This is a genomic window from Streptomyces naganishii JCM 4654, from assembly GCF_014650575.1.
Lineage (GTDB): Bacteria > Actinomycetota > Actinomycetes > Streptomycetales > Streptomycetaceae > Streptomyces > Streptomyces naganishii.
In genome coordinates, this window is record NZ_BMVF01000028.1 from 54,705 (window position 1) to 72,247 (window position 17,543).

General features: G+C 72.1%; 16 protein-coding genes and 1 pseudogene. 9 read left to right on the forward strand and 8 right to left on the reverse strand.

Features of this window, described 5'->3' with window-relative positions; genetic code table 11:
- Positions 1–48 precede the first annotated feature (48 nt).
- From IE217_RS32445 to IE217_RS32460, 4 genes are read right to left on the reverse strand one after another with little or no spacing between them, the layout of a single operon-like run.
- Complete coding sequence (locus IE217_RS32445) at positions 49–2,400, reverse strand: beta-xylosidase/alpha-l-arabinosidase (protein ID WP_190181523.1); 2,352 nt, start codon at positions 2,398–2,400, stop codon at positions 49–51.
- Positions 2,401–2,445: 45 nt separating this feature from the next.
- Positions 2,446–3,348, reverse strand: a complete 903-nt coding sequence (locus tag IE217_RS32450; RefSeq protein ID WP_373298179.1) for a carbohydrate ABC transporter permease — start codon at positions 3,346–3,348, stop codon at positions 2,446–2,448.
- 4 nt (positions 3,349–3,352) lie between these two features.
- Positions 3,353–4,249, reverse strand: a complete 897-nt coding sequence (locus IE217_RS32455; protein WP_190181524.1) for a carbohydrate ABC transporter permease — start codon at positions 4,247–4,249, stop codon at positions 3,353–3,355.
- Positions 4,246–5,556 carry an ABC transporter substrate-binding protein gene (locus IE217_RS32460; protein ID WP_190181525.1) on the reverse strand — a complete coding sequence of 437 codons (1,311 nt, stop codon included), beginning with the start codon at positions 5,554–5,556 and terminating at the stop codon, positions 4,246–4,248. The genes IE217_RS32455 and IE217_RS32460 overlap by 4 nt, the downstream gene beginning before the upstream one ends.
- Positions 5,557–5,721: 165 nt before the next feature.
- On the opposite strand from IE217_RS32460, the gene IE217_RS32465 reads away from it, so the two are divergent.
- From IE217_RS32465 to IE217_RS32475, 3 genes are all read left to right on the forward strand, one after another.
- Entirely contained in the window at positions 5,722–6,750 is a 1,029-nt protein-coding gene (locus tag IE217_RS32465; RefSeq protein ID WP_190181526.1) for a LacI family DNA-binding transcriptional regulator, read from the forward strand.
- 283 nt (positions 6,751–7,033) lie between these two features.
- A complete protein-coding gene (locus IE217_RS32470; RefSeq protein WP_190181527.1) occupies positions 7,034–7,390 on the forward strand; it encodes a YciI family protein in 357 nt (118 codons plus the stop codon).
- 215 nt (positions 7,391–7,605) lie between these two features.
- Positions 7,606–8,883, forward strand: coding sequence for an RNA polymerase sigma factor (locus IE217_RS32475; protein ID WP_229865797.1), 1,278 nt, complete (start codon positions 7,606–7,608; stop codon positions 8,881–8,883).
- Between the two features lie 60 nt (positions 8,884–8,943).
- On the opposite strand, the gene IE217_RS32480 is transcribed toward IE217_RS32475, so the two are convergent.
- On the reverse strand, positions 8,944–10,125 hold the full coding sequence (locus tag IE217_RS32480; RefSeq protein ID WP_373298180.1) for a class I SAM-dependent methyltransferase: 1,182 nt from the start codon (positions 10,123–10,125) through the stop codon (positions 8,944–8,946).
- A gap of 126 nt (positions 10,126–10,251) precedes the next feature.
- On the opposite strand from IE217_RS32480, the gene IE217_RS32485 reads away from it, so the two are divergent.
- The 6 genes from IE217_RS32485 (at position 10,252) to IE217_RS35490 (ending at position 16,540) form a co-directional block, all read left to right on the forward strand.
- Positions 10,252–11,199 carry a polysaccharide deacetylase family protein gene (locus tag IE217_RS32485; RefSeq protein WP_190181529.1) on the forward strand — a complete coding sequence of 316 codons (948 nt, stop codon included), beginning with the start codon at positions 10,252–10,254 and terminating at the stop codon, positions 11,197–11,199.
- A gap of 104 nt (positions 11,200–11,303) precedes the next feature.
- Complete coding sequence (locus IE217_RS32490; protein ID WP_373298181.1) at positions 11,304–12,110, forward strand: polysaccharide deacetylase family protein; 807 nt, start codon at positions 11,304–11,306, stop codon at positions 12,108–12,110.
- Between the two features lie 721 nt (positions 12,111–12,831).
- A complete protein-coding gene (gene groES, locus IE217_RS32495) occupies positions 12,832–13,140 on the forward strand; it encodes a co-chaperone GroES (RefSeq protein WP_009190181.1) in 309 nt (102 codons plus the stop codon).
- 118 nt (positions 13,141–13,258) lie between these two features.
- A complete protein-coding gene (groL, locus tag IE217_RS32500) occupies positions 13,259–14,884 on the forward strand; it encodes a chaperonin GroEL (RefSeq protein WP_190181530.1) in 1,626 nt (541 codons plus the stop codon).
- A 718-nt stretch (positions 14,885–15,602) separates the two neighbouring features.
- Positions 15,603–16,343, forward strand: a complete 741-nt coding sequence (locus IE217_RS32505; RefSeq protein WP_229865786.1) for an SDR family NAD(P)-dependent oxidoreductase — start codon at positions 15,603–15,605, stop codon at positions 16,341–16,343.
- Positions 16,344–16,441: 98 nt separating this feature from the next.
- Positions 16,442–16,540 carry a hypothetical protein gene (locus IE217_RS35490; RefSeq protein ID WP_229865789.1) on the forward strand — a complete coding sequence of 33 codons (99 nt, stop codon included), beginning with the start codon at positions 16,442–16,444 and terminating at the stop codon, positions 16,538–16,540.
- A 36-nt stretch (positions 16,541–16,576) separates the two neighbouring features.
- On the opposite strand, the gene IE217_RS32515 is transcribed toward IE217_RS35490, so the two are convergent.
- From IE217_RS32515 to IE217_RS32525, 3 genes and pseudogenes are all read right to left on the reverse strand, one after another.
- Positions 16,577–16,786 (reverse strand): hypothetical protein, encoded by a 210-nt coding sequence (locus IE217_RS32515; protein WP_190181532.1) that lies wholly within the window; start codon positions 16,784–16,786, stop codon positions 16,577–16,579.
- Positions 16,787–16,811: 25 nt separating this feature from the next.
- Entirely contained in the window at positions 16,812–17,309 is a 498-nt protein-coding gene (locus tag IE217_RS32520) for a DUF3293 domain-containing protein (protein WP_190181533.1), read from the reverse strand.
- A gap of 57 nt (positions 17,310–17,366) precedes the next feature.
- Positions 17,367–17,492: pseudogene (locus IE217_RS32525) on the reverse strand (ester cyclase); the annotation flags it as partial.
- Positions 17,493–17,543: the final 51 nt, after the last annotated feature.

The following is a 17,543-nucleotide window of genomic DNA, read 5'->3' on the forward strand; positions in this document are numbered from 1 at the left end:
ACTCACCCCGCCCCCGGTCTTCCGGGGGCGGGGTTCTTTTCGTCGGTGTCACTCCGCCGCCGACACGGACGCCTCGCAGCGCAGCCGGCGCCCCGGGCCCGGCTCCCGCACCGCTCCCGTCAGTTCCAGCCGCGCGGTGTGGCGTACGTCCGCCGCCGAGCCGCCCAGCCTGAGTTCCAGCGCGCCCGGTTCGACGATCCGCCGTCCCGAGCGGTCGGTGAACGCGGACAGGTCGGCGTGGAAACGGAAGGTGACCCGCTTCGCCTCACCCGGAGCCAGGTGCACGCGCTGGTAGCCGACGAGCCGGACGTCCGGGCGGGTGACCGAGGCCACCGGGTCGTGCAGGTAGAGCTGCACCACGTCCGCGCCCTCGCGGCCGCCGGTGTTGCGGACGGTGAGGGAGAGGTCGTACCAGCCGTCCGTGCCGACCTCGATGACATCGTTGCCCGTGCCGCTGTCCCCGTTGTCGCCGAAGCCGCCGAAGTCCTCCCAGGCGAACGTCGTGTACGAGCCGCCGTGCCCGAACGCGTACAGCGGGGTCGGGTCCAGGCTGCTCACCTCGCCCGCCAGGCCCAGCGGCGGCTGGAGGTAGGTCCACGGCTGGCCGCCCGGTCCGCGCGGCACGCTCACCGGCAGCCGGCCCGAGGGGTTCACCCGGCCCGAGAGCACGCCCGCGACCGCCGGGCCGCCCTCCTCGCCGGGGAAGAACGCCTGCACCGCCGCGCCGAGCCGGCCGTCCCAGCGGCCGAGCGCGTAGGGCCGGCCGGTGAGCAGCACCAGAACCACCGGGACACCGGTGGCGACCAGCGCGTCCAGCAACTCGCCCTGCACGCCAGGCAGTTCGAGGTCGGCCACATCGCAGCCCTCGCCCGAAGTGCCCCGGCCGAACAGGCCCGAGCGGTCGCCCAGCACCGCCACGCACACCTCGGCCTCCGAGGCCCGCGCCACCGCCTCCCCGAAACCGGAGACGCAATCGCCGGAGACCTCGCAGCCCTCGGTGAACGTCACTTTCGCGTCCGGGAGTTCGGCGCGCAGGGCGTCCAGCAGGGTGGGGATCTCGATGCCCGTCTCCACCTCCGGGTGCAGGGTGCCCACGTGGGAGGGGAAGGAGTAGCAGCCGAGCATGGCCAGCGCGTCGGCCGCCCGGGGGCCGACCACCGCGATCCGGGTGTCCGGCGCGAGCGGCAGGACGCCGCCCGGGTTGGCCAGCAGCACCACCGACTCCTCGGCGAGGCGGCGGGCCACCGCGCGGTTCGCCGGGGAGTCCAGGTCGACCGGCCCTGCCGCCGCGTCCGGTGCGCGCCGGTCCCAGTCCTCGTCCAGCAGCCCCAGTTCGCACTTCTGGAGCAGGACGCGGCGGGCCGCGCGGTCCACCAGCGCCTCCGGGACCTTCCCCGACCGCACGGCGGCCACCAGGTCGTTGCCGTAGCACTTCACCGTGGGCAGTTCGACGTCGATGCCGGCCTCCAGGGCCAGGCCGGCGGAGTCCGCCGGTCCCGCGGCGACCCGGTGCAGGGTCTGGAGGAAGTCGATCGCGAAGTAGTCGGCCACCACCGTGCCGGTGAAGCCCCACTCCTCGCGCAGCAGCCCGGTGAGCAGGCCCGGGTCGGCGGACGCGGGCACGCCGTCGGTCTCCGTGTAGGCGGCCATCACCGAGCGCGCGCCGCCCTCGCGCAGCGCCATCTCGAAGGGCGGCAGCGTGATGTCGGCGAACTCGCGGGTGCCGGCCCGCACCGGGGCGAGGTTGCGGGCGCCCGCCGAGGAGGCGTACCCGGCGAAGTGCTTGAGCGTGGCGACCACGCCCGCCGACTGAAGGCCCCGCACATAGGCGGTGCCGATCGTGCCGACCAGGTACGGGTCCTCGCCGATGGTCTCCTCCACGCGGCCCCAGCGGGGGTCGCGGACCACGTCCAGGACGGGGGCCAGGCCCTGGTGCACGCCCACCGAGCGCATGTCGTGGCCGATGCGCGCGGCCATCTCCTCCACCAGTGCGGGGTCGAAGGTGGCGCCCCAGGCCAGCGGGACCGGGTACGCGGTCGCACCCCAGGCGGTGAAGCCGGCCAGGCACTCCTCGTGGGCGACGGCCGGGATGCCGAAGCGGCCGGCCTCGGCGATGCGGCGCTGGGCGAGGGCGAGCGCCTGCGCGCCGAGCGCCGGGTCCACGGGCGCGGTGCCGAAGGAGCGGGTGAGCTGGCCGAGGCCGAGCGTGATCAGCTCCTCCCAGTCGTAGTCGGAGTTCATCGCCTGCTGGTGCGGGGCGACTCCGTCGCCGTCCGTGGCGGCGCCCACCCACACTCCGTACAGCTGGGCGGTCTTCTCCTGGAGGGTCATCCGGGAGAGCAGGTCGTCGACGCGGGCGGCGGCGGGCAGGGCGGGGTCGCGCCAGGGGGCGGTGCTCATGGAACTCCTGTCAGTGACGTCGGGAGGGGGTGCGGGCCGGGGTGCTCACTTGCCGCCCACGCCCATCAGGCCGCCCACGAGGGCGCGCCGGGCCACCAGGTAGACGGCGAAGATCGGGATGCCGGAGAGGACGACCGAGGCGAGCAGGGCGGGGATGTTCACGCCGAACTGGCTGACGTAGTTGAACAGGCCGAGCGTCAGCACGCGCGGGCCGTCGGACTGGGTGAAGATCAGCGGGAAGAGGAGGCCGTTCCACGCCTGGAGCGCCGCGTAGATGACGACGGTGCTGATGCCGCCCTTGGCCATCGGGACGACCAGCTGGAACAGCATGCGGGTGGTCGAGGCGCCGTCCAGGGCCATCGCCTCGTACATCTCCTCGGAGATGTCCCGCAGGGTGCCGGTGAGGATCAGCACCGACACCGGCATCGCGAAGGCCGCCGTCGGCAGGATGATCGCGAGGAGGCTGTCGTAGAGGTTCAGCTTGGCGATCATCAGGTAGAGGGGGACGACGACCGCCTGCGCGGGAATGGCCACGCCCAGCAGGAACAGCCGGAAGGCGGCGCCCGACCAGAAGGTGCGCGAGCGCACGGCCACGTAGGACAGCGGCACGCACAGGACCACGACGACCGCCACCACGGCCGCCGCCACGATCGCGGTGTTCAGCAGGAGGTGGCCGAAGCCGTTGTGCAGGACCGTGTCGTAGTTGTCGAAGGTGGGGTCGGTGGGCGGCATGAGGGCGTTCTTGCCCAGCGCCTTGTCCTGGTGGGTCAGCGACGACGAGATCATCGCGTAGATCGGGACGATCACGACGGCCAGCCACACCACCGAGCCGACGCCGGCCAGCGGGTTGGGGCGCCTGGTCCAGTGGCGGCGGCCGGTGGCGCGGGCGGCCGGGCCCGGCTCGGCGGCCCTCACGCGGCTCGGGCGCCGCAACGTGTCGTGTGACACCTCGTCACATTCCTTCCCTGGTGCTGCGCATGGCGCCGAAGCCGGACAGCCTGACCAGCACGAGCGACAGCGCGGTGGCGGCCACGACGAGGAAGGACGCGACGGCGCTCGCGTAGCCGAAGTCGTAGTTCTTGAAGCCCGCCTCGTACATCAGGTACGGCAGGATCGCGGTGTCCGTGCCCGGGCCGCCCTGGGTGAGGATCAGCACGGTCTCGAAGTACGTCAGCGAGCCGACGATCATCAGCACGGTCGAGGTGGTCGCCGTGTTGCGCAGCTGGGGCAGGGTGATGGAGAAGAACTGACGGTAGCGGCCGGCGCCGTCCATCGCGGCCGCCTGGTAGAGGACCTCGGGGATCTGCCGCGCGCCGCCCTGGTAGATCAGGGTGTGGAAGGGGATGAACTGCCAGCCGCCGACGAAGACGATGGCCAGGAAGGCGCCGGAGGTCGTGCCGAGCGTGTCCCCGCGGACGATGCCGAAGTTCGGGTCGAGCAGCGCGTAGAACAGCAGCGAGATCGCCGTCGAGGAGACCAGGAACGGCACGAAGAAGACCGCGGACAGCACGGCCCGGTTGCGCTGGCGCCCCGCCGCCCAGACCCCGAGCAGCAGTGACACCACCGTCTGGAAGGCCCAGCTGACGACGGTCAGCAGCACGGTCACCGTCAGCGACTGGGTCAGCCGCGGGTCGTGGATCAGCTTGCGCCAGTTGTCGAGGCCGGCCGGCTGGGGATCGCCCAGGCCGTTCCACTTGGTGAAGGACAGGTAGAACGCCAGCGCCATGGGGACGACGGCGAAGAAGGTGAAGAACAGCACGCCGGGCAGGACCCAGGCGGCGTGCGGACGGCCGGTCCGCACGCCCTGCCGGGCCCTGCCCCTTGGCCGGGTGGTGACCGACGGGCTCACTTCAGCCCCTTGAGCGCGGACACGAACTGCTCGGGCGAGGACTTGCCGACGAACAGCTTGTTGATCTCCGTCAGCATCGGCTGCTGCCAGCCCGGGTCGACCGCCTGGTCCCAGCTCAGCGTGAACGCCGGGGCCTGCTGCACCATCTGGTACTGGTACTTGGCGAACTCCGGGTTCGGGGAGGAGTCCAGCATCTTCGCCGCGATGGTGGTGGTCGGGACGTCACCGTTGGCGATCAGGGCCTTGGTGTACGTCTCGGAGGCGCAGTCGCGCAGGAAGGCGATGGCGGCGTCCTTGTTGGAGACCCGGGAGTTCACCGACCAGTAGTTGTTGGGGTTGCCGACGACGTTGCGGATGTCGCCCGAGCCGCCGTCGAACTTCGGGAAGGCGCACCAGCCCACGTCCTTCTTCGCGAAGTCGGGGAAGATGCCGAGCAGTGTGGAGAACTCCCAGGAACCCATCAGGTGCATCGCCGCCTTGCCCTTGGCGAAGGCCGCGGACGCGCCGTGGTTGTTGTACGACACCGAGCTGTAGCCCTGGCCGAAGGCGCCGTCGTCGATGAGCTGCTTGACCGTCTGCGCTGCCTTGAGGACGGCCGGGTCGCCCCAGCCGGAGGCGTCGCCGTCCTTGATCTTGGCGAAGACCTGGGGGCCGCCGATGCGGTCGACGAGGTACTCCAGCCACATCAGCTCGGGCCAGATGTCGGCGCCGCCGAGCGCGAACGGGGTGACGCCCGCCTTCTTCAGCTTGGCGTTGACGTCGAGCAACTGGTCCCAGGTGGTGGGCGGTTGCAGCTTGTGCTGCGCGAACAGGGTCTTGTTGTAGAAGAGGACCACCGGCTGGGTGCCGCGCATGGGGATGCCGTACATCCTGCCCTTGAGGGCGCCCGCGTCCAGGACGGTCCGCAGGAAGCCGTCCCTGAGGACCGCGTCGGACTTGATGGTGTCGGTGAGGTCGATCAGCCGGCCGGCCTCCTGGTAGGCCTTGATCGAGCCGCCGCCCCAGTTGAAGAAGACGTCGGGGGCGTTGGGCGACCCCATCGCCGTGCGCAGCTTGGCCGGGTAGTCGGCGGCGGGGATCTTCTGCAGTCTGACCTTGCCGCCGGCCTTCTTGGCGGCCGCCGAGCCGTTGAACCGGTCGACCTGCGCGGTCTGTATCTTCGCCGCGTCGTCGCCGTACACCATCGCGGTGACCGTGCCGCCGGAGCCGCCGGAGCCGCTGCCGGAACCGCAGGCGGTCAGGCCGGCGGCCGAGATCAGGGTGGTGGCGCCGGCGCCGAGGAACCAGCGCCTGCTGTAGGACTCCATGTGACGGCACCTCTCACGAAGGTCGGAGATCTTGGGGGAACGAGGCTCGGAGCCCGGGGGCCGATGCTCGTAGCCGAATGTTTCGCTTGCTACTTCGAATGTTCCGGGAACCTAAGACGGTGGAGGGGGTTCGTCAAGGGGTCGCGCAGAGATACGATCGCCGCCATGAAGCCGACGAAGACCGTAGGAACGCAGACCGCCACGCTCGCCGAGATCGCCCGCGCGGCCGGCGTGTCGGCTCCGACTGTTTCGAAGGTCCTCAACGGGCGCGCGGACGTCGCCCCGTCGACCCGCACCCGTGTCGAGGAGCTGCTGCGCACCCACGGCTACCGGCGCAGACGTGCCGAGGCGACCCGCTCACCGCTGATCGACCTGGTCTTCCACGAGCTGGAGAGCGCCTGGGCGATGGAGGTCATCCGGGGCGTGGAGAACGTGGCGCGCGACGCGGGGCTGAGCGTGGTGCTCTCCGAGAGCGCGGGCCGGCTCACCCCCGGGCGGACCTGGGCCGACCAGGTCGCCGCCCGCCGCCCGCACGGCGTGATCCTCGTGCTGTCCGGCCTCGACGAGTCCCAGCGGGCGCTGCTGACCAGCCGCTCCATCCCGTTCGTGGTGATGGACCCGGCGGGCGACCCCGGCACCGACGTCCCCTCGATCGGCGCGACCAACTGGCAGGGCGGCCTCGCCGCCACCCGGCACCTGGTCGAGCTCGGCCACACCCGGATCGGCGCGATCAGCGGGCCCTCGCGGATGATGTGCAGCCGCGCCCGGGTCGACGGCTACCGGGCCGCGCTGGAGACGGCGGGAGTGCCGGTGGACCCGTCCCTGATCGTCACCGGCGACTTCCACCACGAGGCCGGCTACCGGCTGGGCCTGGCGCTGCTGCGCCGCGAGGACCGGCCGACCGCCGTCTTCGCGGGCAACGACCTCCAGGCGCTCGGCCTGTACGAAGCAGCCCGCGAACTCGGCCTGCGCATCCCCGAGGACCTGAGCGTCGTCGGCTTCGACGACCTGCCGGTGGCGCGCTGGGTGGGGCCGCCGCTGACGACCGTACGGCAGCCGCTGACGGAGATGGCCGAGGCGGCGGCGAAGCTGGTGCTGGACCTCGGGCGCGAGGAGGAGTCGCCGGTGGCGACCCGCGTCGAGCTGGCCACCAGCCTGGTGGTGCGCAGCAGCACGGCGGCGCCGGGGGCGTGAGGCCCGGTGCGGGGGCGGATTCCCGCGGTTTCCCCGGCTTCGAAAGTTTCGACCGGGCGCCCGCTCCGGTGAACGGCCGGGTGGGGGCGGCGGACAGGATGTGGGCATCACCGCCCTGACCTGTGGAAATCCGCGCCGCACGGCGGGTGCGAAAAATCTCGGGGAAATCTCGGGGGAAATTCCGGCCGACGTGTCGATCCGGGCCCCTCCCGTTCGACGCACGGGGTGAGAGGCGGGAAGGGACGGACCCAGGAACCCCGCCGCGAGATGCCGAGGAGTCACCATGCCGCGTTACCTGTCGATCGTGCGCGTCGACGAGAGCACCGCCCCCGCCGAGGGCCCGAGCCCCGAGCTGATGCAGCGGATGGGGGAGCTGATCGAGGAGATCACCAAGGCGGGCGTCATGCTCGACACCGCCGGACTCACCCCGCAGAGCCAGGGCAAGAGGGTGCACTGGGAGGGCGGGAAGCTGTCGGTCACGGACGGCCCGTTCACCGAGTCCAAGGAGGTCGTCGGCGGCTACGCCCTGATGCAGTGCAAGGACATGGACGAGGCCGTCGAGTGGACCCAGCGCTTCCTGAAGACGCACGAGGAGTACTGGACGGTGACCTGCGAGGTGCGGGAGATCGCGGAGGGCTGAGTCCGCGGTCGGGGGTTGGGCAGCCGGTGTCCGGCGGTGCGCGGCCGGTGGCTCCGGCCGGCTCGTCCGGTGGCGTCCGGGGTTCTGGGCCGGCTTGGCCGGTGGCGGCCGGGGGTGTTGCATGGTGGGTTGTGGAACCACAGCCCACCGAGCCGACCGCGGCCGCCACCGGCACCGCGGCCGCCGAGCCCGCAGGGTCCGCCGCGCCTACCGCGGTGGCCACGCCCACCGGGTCCGCGGGGGCCGCCGCCGCACGGGCCCTGGAGACCGTCTTCCGACTGGAGACCCCCCGTGTGGTCGCCGCCGTGGCCCGGATCGTGCGGGACGTCGGCATCGCCGAGGAGCTGACCCAGGACGCGCTGGTCGCGGCGCTGGAGCAGTGGCCCGGGGACGGCGTGCCGGACAATCCGGGCGCCTGGCTCATGACCACCGCCCGGCGCCGCGCCGTCGACCTCGTCCGCCGCCGGGAGACCTACGCCCGCAAGCTCGCGGAGATCGGCCGCGACCTGCGCTCCACGGCCGTCCCGGCGCCACCCGAGGAGCCGTCCGCACCCGACGACATCGACGACGACCTGCTCCGCCTGGTCTTCACCACCTGTCACCCCGTGCTGTCCGCAGAGGCCCGCATCGCGCTCACCCTGCGCCTCCTCGGCGGCCTGACCACGGCCGAGATCGCCCGCGCCTTCCTCGCGCCCGAACCGACGATCGCCCAGCGCGTGGTGCGCGCCAAGCGCACCCTGGCGACGCGGAACGTCGCCTTCGAGGTCCCGTACGGCCCCGACCGCGAGGCCCGTCTCGGCTCGGTCCTGGACGTCATCTACCTGATCTTCAACGAGGGTTACGCCGCCACCGCCGGCGACGACTGGCTGCGCCCCGCGCTGTGCGAGGACGCGCTGCGCCTGGCCCGGCTGCTGTCCGGGCTGATGCCCGAGGAGCCCGAGGTGCACGGGCTGACCGCGCTGCTGGAGTTCCAGGCCTCCCGCGCGGGTGCCCGCACGGCGCCCGACGGCACCCCGATCCTGCTCAGGGACCAGAACCGCCGCCGCTGGAACCGCATGCTCATCGCCCGGGGCGCCACGGCGCTCGCCCGCGCCGACGCCACCGCCACCGGCGCGCCGGGCCCGTACGCCCTCCAGGCCGCCATCGCCGCCTGTCACGCGCGCGCGTACACCTACGAGGAGACCGACTGGAGGGCCATCGCCCTCCTCTACGCCCTGCTCGCGGCCAGGTCCCCCTCCCCGGTCGTGGAGCTGAACCGCGCGGTCGCCGTGTCGATGACCGAGGGACCGGGGCCCGCCCTGGAACTGGTCGACGCCCTCACCGCCGAACCCGCCCTGCGCGACTACCACCTGCTGCCCAGCGTCCGGGCCGACCTCCTCCTGCGCCTCGGCCGTACGACGCAGGCCCGCGCGGAGTTCGAGCGCGCGGCCTCGCTCACCCGCAACGCACGGGAGCGGGAGCTGCTGCTGCGCCGCGCGGGCGAGTGCGGGTGAGCGGCGCTCGGCGGGCCGGATGGCGTGCAGCGGGCCAGGGGGCAGCGGGTCGGGTGGCGCTCAGCGGGCCGGGTGGCCGAGGAGCATGGTCGGGGCGCCCGCCACGCGGGTGAGGAAGACCGTCACCGCGTTCGGCCCGTGCGGCTTCGGCAGCGCCTTGCGGCGCAGTTCCTCCGGTTCGACGGCCGAGCCGCGCTTCTTCACGGTCAGGGTGCCGACCTCGCGCTCCCGCAGCAGGGCCTTCAGCCTCTTGACGTTGAAGGGGAGCTGGTCGGTGATCTCGTAGGCGGTGGCGTACGGGGTGGGGCGGAGGTCGTCGGCGGTGACGTAGGCGATGGTCTCGTCGATCAGCCCGCCGTCGAGGCCGGCGGCGACCTCGGCCACCAGGTGGGCGCGGATGACGGCGCCGTCCGGCTCGTAGAGGTAGCGGCCGGGCGGACGGACCCCGGGGTCCGGCAGGCCGCGGCCGCGCAGGGAGCGCGGGCCGGGCAGCAGGGTGGCGCGCACCAGCCCGGGCTCGGTGCCGAACCACAGCACCGCCTCCTTCACGTCCCCGCCGTCGGAGATCCACTCGGCCTCGGCCTGAGGCGGGACCGCCTCGTGCGGGACGCCGGGCGCGATCTTCAGGGCGGCGTGCGGGGCGCGCAGGGCCGCCTCGACGGCCCAGGACAGCGGCGGTGAGTAGGCCTCCGGGTCGAAGATCCGGCCGCGGCCGCCCCGCCGCGCCGGGTCGACGAACACGGCGTCGTACGCGGAGGTGTCGACCTCCGTGACGTCCGCCTCGCGCACCTCGATGAGGCCGCCGAGCCCGAGCGCCTCGGCGTTGGCGCGGGCGGCAGCGGCCGTCAGCGGGTCGCGGTCGACCGCGAGGACGCGGATGCCGGCGCGGGCGAGGGCGATCGCGTCGCCGCCGATTCCGCAGCACAGGTCGGCCAGGCACGTCACGCCCAGCGCGCGCAGCCGCTCCGCGCGGTACGCGGCCACGCTGGCCCGGGTCGACTGCTCGACCCCGTTGGGGGTGAAGAACATCCGCCGCGCGTCCGCGTCCCCGAACTTCGCCGCGGCCCGCTGCCGCAGCCGCGCCTGGCCGAGCGCCGCCGACACCAGTTCGGCGGGGTGTTCGCGGCGCAGCCGGGTGGCGACGGCGAGTTCGCCGGCGGGGTCGGTGCCGCGCACCTCGTCCAGGAGGGCGCGGCCCTCGGGGGTGAGCAGCGAGGCGAAGGCGTGCAGGGGATCGGTCACCGGGTCATTGTCTTCCGAAGGTCCGGACGGCCTCACAGAGGCCCGTTAGACCGGTCGGTGGACGGTGCGGCCGTGGTCGCGGTGTCGTCCCGGTTTCCGGGCGGGCGCCTGCGAGGATCCGGCGCCATGGGAGTAGTAGTACAAAATGACAAAAAGTCCGCGTATCGGAAGTCCGGCGTCCGCGCCGCACTCGCCGTCCTTGCCGGGCTGGCCGTGGCCGCCCTCGCCTCCGGCTGCTCGCAGCCCGAGCGGCGCACCGACGCGCCGGCCCCGCCGGCCCAGGGCCAGCAGCGCCTCCAGGCGCCCCCGGCCCGCGCCCTCGACTCCTACGCCACCCGGCTGCGCGCCTCCGCCGAGGCCCGGGCCGCGGCCGCCAGGCGCTGGGGGCTGGAGCAGGTCCCGCTGACGCCCCCGGCGCCGCCCGCCGTGAAACCGAGGATCACCGCGAGGGCGGGCTTCGAGGTGAACCACCAGGAGGACTGGAACCTGCCCCCGGTCTTCACCACGGTCCCCACCGACGACAAGGTCGTCTTCCTCACGATCGACGACGGCGCCGACAAGGACCCCGCGTTCCTGCGCATGATGAGCGAACTGAAGATCCCCTACACGGCGTTCCTGAGCAACTACCTGATCAAGGACGACTACGGCTACTTCCGCAAGATGCAGGCCAACGGCGTCACCCTCAACAACCACACCCTGCACCACCCCTACCTGCCGGGCCTGTCCTACGACGAACAGCGGCGCGAAATCTGCGGCATGCAGGACATCATGCGGAAGCAGTTCGGCAAGCGCCCGACGGTCATGCGCTTCCCCTACGGCAACTACAACCAGGACAGCCTGGTCGCCGCCAAGTCCTGCGGGATCAAGTACGCGCCGATCTGGAACGAGGAGGTCTTCGTCGACCACTGGGAGTTCCGCGAGGACGACAAGCGCATGCGCCGGGGCGACATCGTCCTCACCCACTTCCGTGGCCGCGACGAGTGGAACGGCACGATGGTCGACGACATGCGCCGCTTCCTGAACTACGTCACGGCCAAGGGCTTCGCGGTGGCCCGGCTGGAGGACTACCTGTGACACCCCGACGGCCCCTCACGGGCCGGGGGCGGTCCCTCCTGGACCGGGGACGGTCCCGCCTCGGCGTGCGGCGGGTGGCCGCGGGGCTGGTCGCCGGGGCGGTTCTGCTCGTGGCGGCGCCGGTGAGCGGCTGCGCGCCCTCCGTCGATCCGATCGAGCGGCTGGGGCGCAAGGCGGCGCAGGGGGTGCGTTCGCCGCGGCCGGTCGCCCGGCAGCCGTACCGGCGCTGGGGACTCGACGCCCCGCTGCCCACACCGCCGCACCCGCCGGACCGACCCCTCGGCCTCACCGACGAGACCGGCTCGGAGACGGGTTCGCGCGCCCTGCCCCCGGTCGTGGACCACGTCCGCACCTCCGACCCGGTCGTCTTCCTCACCTACGACGACGGCGCCGAACGGGACCCGGGGTTCGCCGAGATGGTCCGCGAACTGCGGCTTCCGGTCAGCCTGTTCCTCACGGACGGTGTCGTGGGCCCGGGATACGGCCACTTCGCGCGCCTGCGGTCGGTCGGCGCCGGCCTGGAGAACCACACCCTCGACCACTCCGCGCTGCGCGGCCTGCCCTACGCCGGCCAGCGCGCCGAGATCTGCGGCCAGCGCGACAAGCTGCACGCCCGCTTCGGCGTCCGCTCCCGCCTCTTCCGGCCACCGTACGGGACGTACGACCGTACGACCCTGCGCGCAGCCGCCGACTGCGGGGTGTCGGCCGTGGTCCTGTGGCGCGCGTCGATGACCGACACCGACCTGCGCTTCACCCGCGGCCGCCACGGGCTACGGCCCGGCGACATCCTCCTGGTCGCCTCGGACGACGACGACCTGGACGGTCCCGGCCTGCGCGAACGCACGACCCGGCTGCTGCGCCGCGTCCAGGAGCGCGGCCTGGCGGTGGGCCGGCTGGAGGACTACCTCTGAGGCGTCCACCAGCCGGTCGGCCGGGGAGGTCGCGGGCGCGCGGGAACGGTCGCGCGCGTCGTGCCAGACCCCGACCGCCGCGCTCGCGACCAGCACGGCGAGGGCCAGCTGCACGGCCCCGGTGAGCCGGTTCCCGCCCCGCACCAGCAGCACCCCGGCCACGGCGGCGGCCAGCGCGAAGCCGACGTAGCAGAAGACCGGCACCCAGTCGACCGCGGGCGCCCCCTCCGCCGTGCCGCCGGGCAGGTCCATCCGGCCCAGCCCGCGCAGGGCCAGGACGATGAGGACCAGCATCGCTGTCGTCACGTCCGCCACCAGCACGAGCAGGAAGACACAGCCGCTGGTGAGGGCGCCGTCCGGGGCGGTGGAGCGAAGTCGCATGAGATTACCGTCGTACGAAATGTGCCACGAGGGAAGAGGGCGTCGAGCCCCGAGGGGACCCGGCCGCACCCCGCGCGGAGCCCGCCCGGACCCGGAAGGAGGACCCCTCGCGCGGGCCGGGAGAGGGCGGCCGGCGCACGCGCCGGGGCCGACGCGCCGGGAGGCAATTGGCACTCCGCTTGACCGAGTGCTAACGACGGTCATAGTCTCGGCTCTGGCACTCCCCCCTGGAGAGTGCCAACAAAGCGACGGGCAGGTCCGGCACCCGCGACGACGGATCGACCTGGTCGCCACCTCAGACAGTTAACCCCGTGAGATCTCCGAAGGGGGAGGTCGGATCGTGACGACCGCCAGCTCCAAGGTTGCCATCAAGCCGCTCGAGGACCGCATCGTGGTCCAGCCGCTCGACGCCGAGCAGACCACGGCCTCGGGCCTGGTCATTCCGGACACCGCCAAGGAGAAGCCCCAGGAGGGCGTCGTCCTGGCCGTGGGCCCGGGCCGCTTCGAGGACGGCAACCGCCTTCCGCTCGACGTCAAGGTCGGCGACGTCGTGCTCTACAGCAAGTACGGCGGCACCGAGGTGAAGTACAACAACGAGGAGTACCTCGTTCTCTCGGCCCGCGACGTGCTCGCGATCATCGAGAAGTAAGTCACCTCAGCATTCTGCTGTGAGCTGCGCCCCTGGCCCCCGCGACCGATAAGAAGCCGGGCGCCCGGGGGCGCAGTTCCTTTTTCACCCGAGATTTCGAAAGAGGGCTCCCGCTGCCATGGCGAAGATCCTGAAGTTCGACGAGGACGCCCGTCGCGCCCTCGAGCGCGGCGTCAACAAGCTTGCCGACACGGTCAAGGTGACGATCGGTCCCAAGGGCCGCAACGTCGTCATCGACAAGAAGTTCGGCGCGCCCACCATCACCAACGACGGTGTCACCATCGCCCGCGAGGTCGAGATCGAGGACCCGTACGAGAACCTCGGCGCCCAGCTGGTGAAGGAGGTGGCGACCAAGACCAACGACATCGCGGGTGACGGCACCACCACCGCCACCGTGCTCGCCCAGGCGCTGGTGCGCGAGGGCCTGAAGAACGTCGCCGCCGGTGCCTCCCCGGCCGCCCTGAAGAAGGGCATCGACGCCGCGGTCAAGGCCGTCTCCGACGACCTGCACGCCTCGGCCCGCCCGATCGACGAGAAGTCCGACATCGCCGCCGTGGCCGCGCTGTCCGCGCAGGACCAGCAGGTCGGCGAGCTCATCGCCGAGGCGATGGACAAGGTCGGCAAGGACGGCGTCATCACCGTCGAGGAGTCCAACACCTTCGGTCTGGAGCTGGACTTCACCGAGGGCATGGCCTTCGACAAGGGCTACCTGTCGCCGTACTTCGTCACGGACCAGGAGCGTATGGAGGCCGTCCTCGACGACCCGTACATCCTGATCCACCAGGGCAAGATCTCCGCGATCGCGGACCTGCTCCCGCTCCTCGAGAAGATCATCCAGGCGAACTCCTCGAAGCCGCTGCTGATCATCGCCGAGGACGTCGAGGGCGAGGCCCTGTCCACGCTGGTCGTCAACAAGATCCGCGGCACCTTCAACGCCACCGCCGTGAAGGCCCCCGGCTTCGGCGACCGCCGCAAGGCGATGCTCCAGGACATGGCGATCCTCACCGGCGCCACCGTCATCTCCGAGGAGGTCGGCCTCAAGCTCGACCAGGCCGGTCTGGACGTCCTCGGCTCCGCCCGCCGCGTCACCGTCACCAAGGACGACACCACGATCGTCGACGGCGCCGGCAAGAAGGAGGACGTGGAGGGCCGCATCTCCCAGATCAAGGCCGAGATCGAGAACACCGACTCCGACTGGGACCGCGAGAAGCTCCAGGAGCGCCTCGCGAAGCTGGCCGGCGGCGTGTGCGTGATCAAGGTCGGCGCCGCCACCGAGGTGGAGCTGAAGGAGAAGAAGCACCGTCTGGAGGACGCCATCTCCGCGACCCGCGCCGCGGTCGAGGAGGGCATCGTCTCCGGTGGCGGCTCCGCGCTGGTCCACGCCGCCAAGGTCCTGGACGGCAACCTCGGCAAGTCCGGCGACGAGGCCACCGGCGTCGCGGTCGTCCGCAACGCCGTCGTCGAGCCGCTGCGCTGGATCGCGGAGAACGCCGGCCTGGAGGGCTACGTCATCGTCTCCAAGGTCAAGGAGCTCGAGAAGGGCAACGGCTACAACGCCGCCACCGGCGAGTACGGCGACCTGGTCAAGGCCGGTGTCATCGACCCGGTGAAGGTCACCCGCTCCGCCCTGGAGAACGCCGCCTCCATCGCCTCCCTCCTCCTGACGACCGAGACCCTGGTCGTCGAGAAGAAGGAAGAGGAAGAGCCGGCCGCCGCGGGCCACAGCCACGGCCACGCCCACTGAGCCCTGCGCCGATCCCTGATCGACGGTGCCCGGTCCCCTGCGGGGGGCTGGGCACCGTGCGTTGGGTGACCGGCGGGCGGCTGGTACGGGTGGCCGACGGGCGGCTGGTACGGCTTTCCCGTGACGGTCACGCCGATCCTCACCCGGCGTTCTGCCGCTGTCGCGGGAGTCGGCTGCGGTTGCCCCGCCGGTGAGAACTCCCTGTGCGGGTGCGGGTGCGGGTGCGGGTGCGGGTGCGGGTGCGGGTGCGGGTGCCGCCGGGGCACCCGTGGGCACGACGGCCCACACGGTCTTGCCGGGCGCGGCGGGACGAAGCGCCGTGCCCCACTCCTCCGCGAGCGCCGCGACCAGGACCAGCCCCCGTCCCCCGTCCTCCCCGCCCCCGGCGTCCCGCCACCACGGGCAGCGGGTCACCGCAGGTGTCGCTGACCTCGACGCGTACCCCGCACTCCGCGTCCCGCCTGCTCAGCCGCAACTCGGCGTCCCGGCCGGGGACCCGGCCGTGGGTGACGGCGTTGGCGGCCAGTGGTCATGACCCGAAGATCCCCCGCCACCCACCCCGCCGACCAGGCGCGACGCCCCCACGACGGTGATCTGTGGGGGCACCGGTCAGGGGTGTCGGACTCGTCGGCCCGGGATGGTGTTTCGTTCCCGGGGGTCGAACGACAGGTCGGATTCCTGCCAGCTTCCGGCGTTGGTGCCGGTAATGCTCGACGTCATGAACCGACTTGAGGGAAACGTGGCCCTGATCACGGGCGGCAGCCGGGGCATCGGCGCCGCTGTGGCATTACGACTGGCCGAAGAGGGCGCCGACGTCGTCCTGACGTATGAGAACAGCGCGGAACGCGCCACCCAGGTGGTGGAGCAGATCAAGGCCGGAGGTCGCCGGGCACTGGCCATCCAGGCCGACAGCGCCATCCCTGAGGCACTCACCGCCGCGGTGGACGAAGCCGCCGCGATGTTCGGCAGACTCGACATCCTGGTCAACAACGCCGGCGTCTTCCTCGTCGGCCCACTCGAAGACCTGGGGTCGGCAGAGATCGACCGCACCCTGGCGGTGAACGTCCGGGCGCCGTTCGCGGCGTCCCGGGCGGCGGTGCGTCACATGGGCACGGGCGGCCGCATCATCAGCATCGGCAGCAACGTCGCCGAGCGCGCGGTCTTTCCGGGACTGGCGCTGTACTCGATGAGCAAGGCGGCTCTGGTCGGGATGACGAAAGGCCTGGCCCGAGAACTCGGTCCGCGTGGAGTCACCGCCAATCTGGTGATCCCCGGCCCCACCGACACGGATACCAACCCCGCTGACGGGCCGAACGCCGAGGTGATCGCCGGCTTCACGGCTGTGGGCCGCTACGCGCAAGCGGCCGAGATCGCGGCCACCGTCGCCCACCTGGCAAGTGCGGACGGCTCGTACATCACCGGGGCCTCGATCCATGTCGACGGCGGCTTCACCGCCTGACCCCCGAGCCCGACTTCGCTGGTCAGCGTTCACCCTCAAGGGTCAACAGCGCCGGCAACGGCGGCGACTGCGTCGAGGTCGCCCACGCCGCGGCGGCCGTGCTCATCCGTGACTCCACCAAGCGGCCGCGCAAGGTGTTCCTCTCCGTAGGTGTCGATGAGTGGGCCGCGTTCCTGCGCATGGCGGGGCACGGTTGAGGTGAGGAGAAGGGCCGGCTCCGGTCGGCCCTTCTGTCAGGCCGAGCCCTCCACGTAGGGGCGGGCCAGGCGGCGCAGTGGGGACGTCTTGTCCCATACGTGCCAGCGTGCACCGCACTCCGGGTCGGTCGCGTACGTCACCTCGGCCGGGAAGCCGTCCGTCCTGATCCGCTCGGCCGGTGGAGTGGTCAGGCCTCTGCCGCAGCCCGGACAGTGATCCGGCGTGCGCATCGGGTACACGCCCATGCGTTCTCTCCTTCCTCCGCCTGCCTCAGCGGATGACTGTGTCTGTGGAGCGGCGGGTCCCGGACGCCGCCCATCCGTTCACCGACTCCGCTTCGCTGTCGCAGGCCAGGACGCGCCAGGCGCCGGGGGACCAGGCGAAGACCGCGTCCTGGTCGAAGCGTCCGCCCAGCTCGCGCGCCGCGCTGTCGCTCAGGCCGGCGACGGCGACGCTCTCCTCGCGGTGCGTGCCGGACGCGTCGCCGCCGACCGCGGGCCACCAGGTGAGACCACGGCTACGGACCTCGTCGAGCAGCAGGCGGTGGGCGCGGGCGTTGGCGTCGGCGGACGCGGTACGGCCGAAGGGGTTCCAGGCAATGATCACGTGGACGGTGGCGCCGCCGACGGGTTCCGGGAAGGAACCGTCGGCCGTGCCCTGAGGCCGTGGTTCGACGTGAACGGTCCGGTCGGCGAAGTGGATGTCGACGACCGCGGACCGGTAGTGGTCCCAGTTGAGGGGTGTGGCGGCTGTTTCGATGGCGGTCATGCCGCAAGTTTTCATGATCGGCGCGCCGGGACAAGGGATTGTGGAGGTGAGCGACCGCTAGGTCTCCAACTCGTCCAGTGCCCCCAGCTGTTGCATCAGGCCCAGCTGGTCGTGCTGCCACCAGGTTTCGGTGATCTTGCCGTTGGCGGCGAAGCGGAAGAGGGTCAGGCCGGTCATGGTGACCCCTTAAGAATGGTGGCGGTCCGGGAGGACTGGGTGTAGCTGATGGTGACC

Bases quoted from the DNA above. Each gene is read 5' to 3' on its own strand.
- IE217_RS32505 (WP_229865786.1), top strand. From the start codon at position 15,603: ATGAACCGACTTGAGGGAAACGTGGCCCTGATCACGGGCGGCAGCCGG.
- IE217_RS32445 (WP_190181523.1), bottom strand. From the start codon at position 2,400: ATGAGCACCGCCCCCTGGCGCGACCCCGCCCTGCCCGCCGCCGCCCGC.
- IE217_RS32515 (WP_190181532.1), bottom strand. From the start codon at position 16,786: ATGGGCGTGTACCCGATGCGCACGCCGGATCACTGTCCGGGCTGCGGC.
- IE217_RS32460 (WP_190181525.1), bottom strand. From the start codon at position 5,556: ATGGAGTCCTACAGCAGGCGCTGGTTCCTCGGCGCCGGCGCCACCACC.
- IE217_RS32485 (WP_190181529.1), top strand. From the start codon at position 10,252: ATGGGAGTAGTAGTACAAAATGACAAAAAGTCCGCGTATCGGAAGTCC.
- IE217_RS32520 (WP_190181533.1), bottom strand. From the start codon at position 17,309: ATGACCGCCATCGAAACAGCCGCCACACCCCTCAACTGGGACCACTAC.
- IE217_RS32465 (WP_190181526.1), top strand. From the start codon at position 5,722: ATGAAGCCGACGAAGACCGTAGGAACGCAGACCGCCACGCTCGCCGAG.
- IE217_RS32470 (WP_190181527.1), top strand. From the start codon at position 7,034: ATGCCGCGTTACCTGTCGATCGTGCGCGTCGACGAGAGCACCGCCCCC.
- groL (WP_190181530.1), top strand. From the start codon at position 13,259: ATGGCGAAGATCCTGAAGTTCGACGAGGACGCCCGTCGCGCCCTCGAG.